The 7,146-nt window shown below is 72.7% G+C and carries 5 protein-coding genes and 1 pseudogene; 4 read left to right on the forward strand and 2 right to left on the reverse strand.

The features are described 5' to 3' along the window. From ADY01_RS30235 to ADY01_RS30250, 4 genes are all read left to right on the forward strand, one after another. Positions 1 to 857, forward strand: an 857-nt coding sequence (locus ADY01_RS30235) for a class E sortase (protein ID WP_107081872.1), incomplete at its 5' end; no start/stop codon positions are given. A gap of 249 nt (positions 858 to 1,106) precedes the next feature. Further along, on the forward strand, positions 1,107 to 1,817 hold the full coding sequence (locus ADY01_RS30240) for a class E sortase (protein WP_049579841.1): 711 nt from the start codon (positions 1,107 to 1,109) through the stop codon (positions 1,815 to 1,817). A 46-nt stretch (positions 1,818 to 1,863) separates the two neighbouring features. Continuing rightward, the gene (locus ADY01_RS30245) at positions 1,864 to 2,958 is read left to right on the forward strand and encodes a patatin-like phospholipase family protein (RefSeq protein WP_078900747.1); all 1,095 of its coding nucleotides are present in this window, start codon (positions 1,864 to 1,866) and stop codon (positions 2,956 to 2,958) included. Continuing rightward, positions 2,933 to 5,212, forward strand: a complete 2,280-nt coding sequence (locus tag ADY01_RS30250) for a protein kinase domain-containing protein (RefSeq protein WP_049579834.1) — start codon at positions 2,933 to 2,935, stop codon at positions 5,210 to 5,212. Before ADY01_RS30245 ends, ADY01_RS30250 begins: the two co-directional genes overlap by 26 nt. A gap of 13 nt (positions 5,213 to 5,225) precedes the next feature. On the opposite strand, the gene ADY01_RS30255 is transcribed toward ADY01_RS30250, so the two are convergent. Beyond that, positions 5,226 to 5,999 carry an FHA domain-containing protein gene (locus ADY01_RS30255; RefSeq protein ID WP_049579836.1) on the reverse strand — a complete coding sequence of 258 codons (774 nt, stop codon included), beginning with the start codon at positions 5,997 to 5,999 and terminating at the stop codon, positions 5,226 to 5,228. Positions 6,000 to 6,088: 89 nt separating this feature from the next. Next, positions 6,089 to 7,146: pseudogene (locus ADY01_RS39425) on the reverse strand (serine/threonine protein kinase); the annotation flags it as partial.

Consider the following 7,146-nt stretch of genomic DNA (forward strand, 5'->3'; position numbering starts at 1 on the left):
GGAGAGCGGGGACCCCGCCATTCACCCTTGGAGGGGCCGGGGGGGGGCCCCCCCCGACTCGGTGTGGGAGAGGCCCCCCTCCCCCGGCCCCTGCCCCCCCCCCCCCCCGCGGCCACCGGCCGGGCGGCCGGGCGGCCCGCCGCAAGGCCGCGAAGGCGGCCAAGCAGACCGGCACCGCGATAAGCAACGTCATAGGCGAGCTGTTCATCACGACCGGCGCCCTGCTGCTGCTGTTCGTCGTCTACCAGCTCTGGTGGACCAACGTGGAGGCGCGGGCGCACGCCAACGACGAGGCCGACCGCCTGACCGAGCAGTGGAACGGCGACGGCTCGGACGGCGGGGAGGGGGAGAACCGCGACCCGGGGGCCTTCTCGCCCGGCCAGGGCTTCGCCATCCTCTACATCCCCAGCCTGGACGTGCGGGTCCCGGTCGCCGAGACGGTGGACCCGGCCAGCGTGCTGGACAACGGCATGGTCGGGCACTACTCGGAGGAGGACCAGCTGCCGACCGCGATGCCCTGGGACGAGGAGGGCAACTTCGGCGTCGCGGGCCACCGCAACACGCACGGCGAGCCGTTCCGCTACATCAACAACCTGAACCCGGGCGACCCGATCGTCATCGAGACGGAAGACACGTTCTACACCTACGAGATGACCAGCCGGCTGGACCAGACGTCGCCGTCGAACACCTCCGTCCTCGATCCGGTCCCGGAAGAGGGCGGCTTCACCGAGCCGGGGCGCTACATCACCCTGACCACGTGCACCCCCGAGTTCACGTCGACCTACCGTTTGATTGTGTGGGGCCAGATGATGGAGGAGCGTCCGCGCAGCGAAGGGAAGCCGGATGCCCTCGTCTGACGCCCCCGCAGCCATGACGCGACACGACAACGAGGCGACCGCCACGTGACCTCCTCCGCAGAAGACAAGCCGCGCGGCACCCCCGCGGACGGCGAGAGCGACACCACGCCCACCGGTGCGGACACCACCGAGGACGAGAACGCCCCCGCCCCCGACCCCGACGACGGCACGAACGCCGCCACGGACGGCACCGCCCCCGACGCCACGGACGACGACGGTGAGGAGTCCCGCGCCCCCGCCGGCGGCGGCATCTCCGCCCGAAGGCGGCGACTGGCCACGGCCGTCAGCGTGTTCGGGGAACTCCTCATCACCGCCGGCGTCGTCCTCGGCCTCTTCGTCGCCTACTCCCTCTGGTGGACCAACGTCGTCGCCAACAAGGAGGCCGCCCGCGACAGCGACGCCGTCCGCGACCAGTGGGCCGCCTCCGAGGACGACGACGGCGACGACGCGACGGCGCCCGCCGAGTTCGACCCCGACGACGGCATCGGCTTCCTGCACGTCCCCACCATGAGCGGCGACGAGATCCTGGTGAAGCAGGGCATCGACCTGGACATACTCAACGGCGGCGTCGCCGGGTACTACGACACGCCCGTCGAGTCGGCCCTCCCCTGGGACGAGGAGGGGAACTTCTCGCTCGCCGCCCACCGCGACGGCCACGGCGCGAAGTTCCACAACATCCAGCGCATCGAGGAAGGCGACCCGATCGTCTTCGAGACCGAGAACACCTGGTACATCTACCGCGCCTACGCCATCCTCCCGGAGACCTCGAAATACAACACCGAGGTCCTCGACCCCATCCCCGAGGAGTCGGGCGCGACCGAGGCGAGCCAGTACATCACCCTCACCACCTGCACCCCGCTCTACACCTCGCGCCACCGCTACGTCGTCTGGGGCGAGCTCGAACGCACCGAGCACGTCAACGCGGAGCGCACCCCACCCGAGGAACTGCGCGCGGATTGACCCCTCGACGAGTAACCTGCCAGTCTCGGACAGTGGGGGTGTTCTCATGAACAGCAGTACCAGCGGCACCGGCAGCGCCCCGGGCGGGACCCCGTGGTCGACGGACCATCCCGTCCTCGAAGCGCTGCGTCGCCGCCGCGAGAAGGGGCACAGCCCCGACGCGCCGACGGACGACCTGAAGATCGGGCTCGCGGTCGAGGGCGGCGGCATCAGGGGGGTGGTCTCGGCCGCGATGCTCTGCGCGCTGGAGGATCTCGACCTGATCAGCTCGTTCGACGCCGTCTACTCGGCATCCTCCGGGGCGATCAACAGCGCCTACTTCCTCAACGGCGACACCTGGTACCCGCTGTCGATCTACTACGACGACCTGGCCACCCGGAAGTTCGTGGACTTCCGCCGCGTCCTGCGCGGCCAGATCCTCGACCTCGACTACGCGTTCCAGGTCGTGGACTCGGTCAAACCGCTGGACTACGAGGCGGTCATCGACTCCCCGACCAAGCTGCATGTCGCCGTAACCCTCGTGGACGAGCTCCGCACCGAGGCCGTCACCGACTTCACCTCGCGCGCCGACCTGCGCGCCGCGCTCGTCGCCAGCGCCTGGCTGCCCGTCGCGCTCCGCGGCACCACCGACTTCCGCGGCCGGCGGGCCCTGGACGGCGGCGTCCTCACCCCGCACCCGTACCGGCTCGCGCTCCAGGACGGCTGCACCCATGTGCTCTCGCTCAGCACCCGCCCCATCCAGCCGCCGCGCCAGAAGCTGTCCCTCTCGCAGCGCTACGCGATCCGCCACCTCAACCGCATCAGGGCCGGCCTCGGCGCCGCGCACGGCGCGGCCATCGCCCGTTACCGCGCCGAACGCCGCACGCTCCAGCGGCGGATGGCCGAGCCCGGCGAGGCCCCGTTCGTGCTCGACATCGCCCCGCTGTCCTGGATGCCGCAGGTGAAGCGGCACGAGATCGACTCGGGGCGCATCCTCGCCGGTGCGCGCGGCGCGTACGAGGTGATGTACTGCGCCATCGAGGGCCGCGACCCCGAGCTGATCCGCGCCGGGCGCCTGCGGGCCGTGCCGCAGCTGACGATGGTCGCCAAGCACGAGGACGGAAAGAGGGCCGACGTTGCCCCCCACCGCCGCCCCGACTAGCCTCCGCGCCGTCATACGCCTGGTCTCCACCGCGGGCGCGGGTCCCGCCCGGAGCGGCGAACGCGCCACGCGCGAGGAGGAGTTACGCGCCTGGGCGGACGAGCGGTGGATACGCCTGCTGCGGGAACTGCCGTTCGACGCCGCCACGTTCCTCGGCGAGTTCGAGCGCCCCTGGGAGCGGGTCATCGACGACCTCGGCCGCTGGTGTTCCGGCTTCCGCGCCCGCCCCCAGCCCGAGCGGCGGCGTCTGCGGGCCGTCCACGGCCGCCTCGGACTGCTGCTGCTCACGCTGGTGTCGCTGCGTCACTCCTATGTCCACCGCTATGTCCGCGACCAGGCGACCACCCACGAGCCGACCCACGACTGCGCCGCGCTCTGCGTGCCGCTGCTGGAGGAGCCCGCCGTCCGCGAGGCCGTCGCCGTCCTGTACGCGCCGGGTCTGCCCGTCCCGGACGTCGCGCCGGGCGGAGCGGCCGACGAGGCGCTGGCCCGCGACGAGTGGGAGCGGATCGACACGGCGAGCCTCAGGTTCCACCGGCACGGCACCACCTCGTTCATCCTCACGGGCCAGCCGGCCACCGCGGCGCACGGGCACCGCAGGCCGTTCGCGCTCAAGTGCATCCTCTACCCGTATCTGCGCATCCCGACGATCGTGCGCTCCACCAGCCGCTACCGGTCGCGTTACGCCGTCCCCGGCAGCGAGGTGCGGCACCTCGCGCACGTGTGGGCGAGCAGCACGCGGTGGATCCTGATGGCGTTCGTGACGGGGGAGACCCTCTCGGAGCTGCTGCGACGGCAGCCGGCCTCCGACGCCATACGGCTCGACCTGCTGCGCGACCTCGGCCGCGAGCTGTTCGCCGCCATGGCCGACCTGGAACGGGTGCAGCTGCGGCACTGCGACCTGTCCCCCTCGAACATCATCGTGCACCACTCGGAGACCGGGGAGCGGTCCTTCGTCCTGGTCGACCTCGGGGTCAACTACCTCTACTCGCACGCCGTTCCGGGCGCCGAGGGCCCCGACGCCACCTATGTGGCGCCCGAGGTGCGCGGCAGCGACGCGGAGGCGCGGGCGGCCGACGTGTACTCGGTCGGGCGGCTGCTGGTCGCCATCGCCGGCGGGCCGGCCGACAGCGTGCACTCGGCGCCGGTGCCGGACGCGTTCTACGCCGAGACCCCGCTGCTGGCCCGCTTCGTCGAGGACCTGACCGACCGCGACCCGAAGCGGCGGCTGCTGATCTTCCGGCCCGACAGGACCCGGCCCCTCTACCCGCAGCTGCTCACGTTCTTCGACGAGGAGCTGGCCGCGGTGACCGCTTCGCGCGACCAGCGCTCGGGCGGCTTGCTCCGCCTCTACACGCCGCTCGCGGGGGCGCCTGGGCGCCAGCGCGAGCTGTGGCGCATGCGCCGGGAGCAGTCGCTGTACGCGGACCCGCGCCGCGGCATGCACGTGCGCTGGCTGCTCGCCTGGTCGTGGGTGTCGGCGACGGCCTGGTACGTGGCGGCCACGGTGGTGATCACCTGGTGGCTGCGCGACCTGGACTGGAACTGGGGGAACCACTGGGTGACCCTGCTCCAGCGGACCAACGGCGCGGGCGAGGAGGAGATCCCGTTCATCGACCCGCTGCGCGCCGACGACTACCCGATCCCCGACCTCCGGGAGAGCCTGCCGGTGCGGATGGTCGGCCTGTCCTTCCTGCTGGTCGGCGCGCGGTACTACCAGAACCTCTTCGCCGGGCTCACCCCGCTGGTCACCGGCACCGGGCAGGGGCGGCTGACCTTCTGGGCCTTCCTCGCCGAGGCGCACATGCGGCTGGCGGCCCTGCTGGCGTTCCTCCTGGTGATGCCGCCGACGCTGTTCCAGCGGAGCTGGTGGCCCGTCTTCACCGGCATCGGCATCACCTGCGTCGCCCTGTGCAACGCCGCCTGCCTGCTGTTCGCGCGGGCCGCCGTGGCCCGTGCCCGCGCCGAGGGGCTGACGACCGTCCCCACGGGCAGGATCGCCGGGCTGGAGATGTTCGCCACCTGGACGCCGACCGCCGCGTTCTACTCCCTCGCCGTGTGGACGATCGCGCTCGCCATCTCCTTCGACGCCGTTCACGACGTGGGCGTGTACGCGGCCATGGTCACGGCGATCAACATCGGGCTGTTCTACATCGTCAAGTGCAGCGGGAGCAGCGCCGCCGCGGTCAGGACCGGCCTGGGCCGCGCGTGCCTGGCGGCCGAACGCCTCCGCTGCCTGCGGGAGGCCCCCTGACCGCCGGGCCGGGTCACTCGCCGAACGCCCCGTCCAGCACGGCCAGATCGGTCGGCACGATCGTGGTGGTGAGCAGCAGTTCCTTGATGAGGTTGTCGTTGAGCGCGTTCCCCACGGGCTGCTGGACCTCGGCCGCGGTGAGCCCGCGCACGCCCTCGGCGGAGAGCCGCTTGCGCACGTCCTCGATCATGTGCTGGAGGATCGGCACCGTCCACCCGGCGTCCGGCTGCAACGCGCAGAGGTCGCTGAAGGCGTCCCGCCACGTCAGCGGCTGCGGGCCCGCCTCGTGCAGCAGGTAGCGCCGCGCCAGGATGACCAGGGCCAGCTTCTCGTCGGCCTCCAGGTGCCACGTCCGCGGCGCCTGGGTGGGATCGTCCGGCTCGGGGCCGGGCCGTGACTCGTCCTCGCCCGTGACATACAGCTCCAGCAGGTGCTCACGGCCGCTGGAGCCGCGCAGGAACAGCGGCGTGTAGCCGGTGCGCAACGGGACCGGCTCCTCCTCGGTGAACAGCAGCTGGGAGTCGGGCAGCCGGATCGGGAGCCGTCCCAGGTTCCGCACCCACCAGCGGCTGTCCTCGTGCGTGAGCGTGCCCTGCCGGCGGCTGACCCGCCGGTCGTCGCCACCGATGCAGACCTGGACGTCGCCGCTGTTGCGCCCGAAGGTGATCCGCCGCCCCTCGCGCGGGCGGAAGGCGATGTCGCTGCCGATGCTGCGGGCGTGAATGGTGCCGGTGGGCGCCGGGGGCACACCCCGGGCCAGGCTGCGGTGGTTGGTGGTGATCGCCATGCCGACTCCCCGTGATCTCACCGACGTTGCTCGAACCGTTCTCGCGCGATGGTCCCGCACCGGCCCGCGACCGGTCCCCGCCCGTGCCGCTAGAGCGGCGGGAGCGCGGCCGAGGCAGCCGCCATCAGGTCGGTGGCCGAGGCGCACAGGGTCTCCATGTCCCGGGGCCCTCCGACGAACAGCAGCAGCTTCTCCACCGCGGGCGCCCCCTCCTCGTCGGTGTACGGCCGGTACTCCAGCTGCACCAGGCAGGTGTCCTCGCCCTCGCCCTCGGGCTGCACGGCGGCGTCATAGCCGTTGACCTGGGTCGCCGTGCCGTCCTCCGACGTCAGCGGCTCGGCGCGGTCGAAGCGGAAGAGGACGGAGTCGTCGTCGGTGGTGCCGTACCACTCACACTGCCAGTTGGAGAACCCCGTGTCGGCGTCCGCCGTGTCGAGGCCGGGCACGGCGGCCGACAGCGCCTCGCCGCTGAGCAGCGCGCACGCGTTCTGCCGCGCGAGCGAGGTCTCGACGAACTCGGCCTCCCGGCGCGGCACCACGCCGCGCTCGTTGATGACCTCCGCCACCCGCGCGGCCCCCGAGTCGGCCATCGCGCACAGGTCGGGGGCGCCCTCGTCCCAGTACTTGGCGGCGACGGTGATCCAGTTGCCGTCGGCGAGGAGGACGAAGCGGACGCACTCGGTGCTGTCGCGCTCCAACGAGACGACCCGGACGTCCCCCACCTGCTCGGACCCGGAGATGGCCTCGGGCGCGGGCGCGTTGTTGAGGTCCACCATCAGGTCGGCCTCGCCGCCTTCCGGCACCTGCACGCGCACGTCGCACCGGTCGAAGTTCCCGTAGTCGCGGTCGAGTCGCGCGCTGCCGAACTCCCCCAGCGCCTCGGCGTCGATCAGGGCGCAGGGGTCGGCCGTGGCAGGGGCGCCCATGACGCTCCCCGGGCTCTCGCCGCCGCCGCCCTCGCCGTCGCCGAGCGCGCCGGGGACCACGGCCAGGCCCACGACGAGCGCCGCCAGACCCGCGCCCGCCGCGGCCCACACGCGGGGGCGCCGCCAGGGCCCCGGCGGACGGGACTCCGGGGGGCGGGCGTCGTCCTCGTCGCCCCCGCCGCCGCTCCCCTCGTTCCCTCCGTCGTCCTCGGCCCCGGTCC

The sequence above is a fragment of the Streptomyces sp. SBT349 genome, assembly GCF_001083795.1.
In the GTDB taxonomy this organism is placed as follows: domain Bacteria; phylum Actinomycetota; class Actinomycetes; order Streptomycetales; family Streptomycetaceae; genus Streptomyces.

Bases quoted from the DNA above. Each gene is read 5' to 3' on its own strand.
- ADY01_RS30255 (WP_049579836.1), bottom strand. From the start codon at position 5,999: ATGGCGATCACCACCAACCACCGCAGCCTGGCCCGGGGTGTGCCCCCG.
- ADY01_RS30245 (WP_078900747.1), top strand. From the start codon at position 1,864: ATGAACAGCAGTACCAGCGGCACCGGCAGCGCCCCGGGCGGGACCCCG.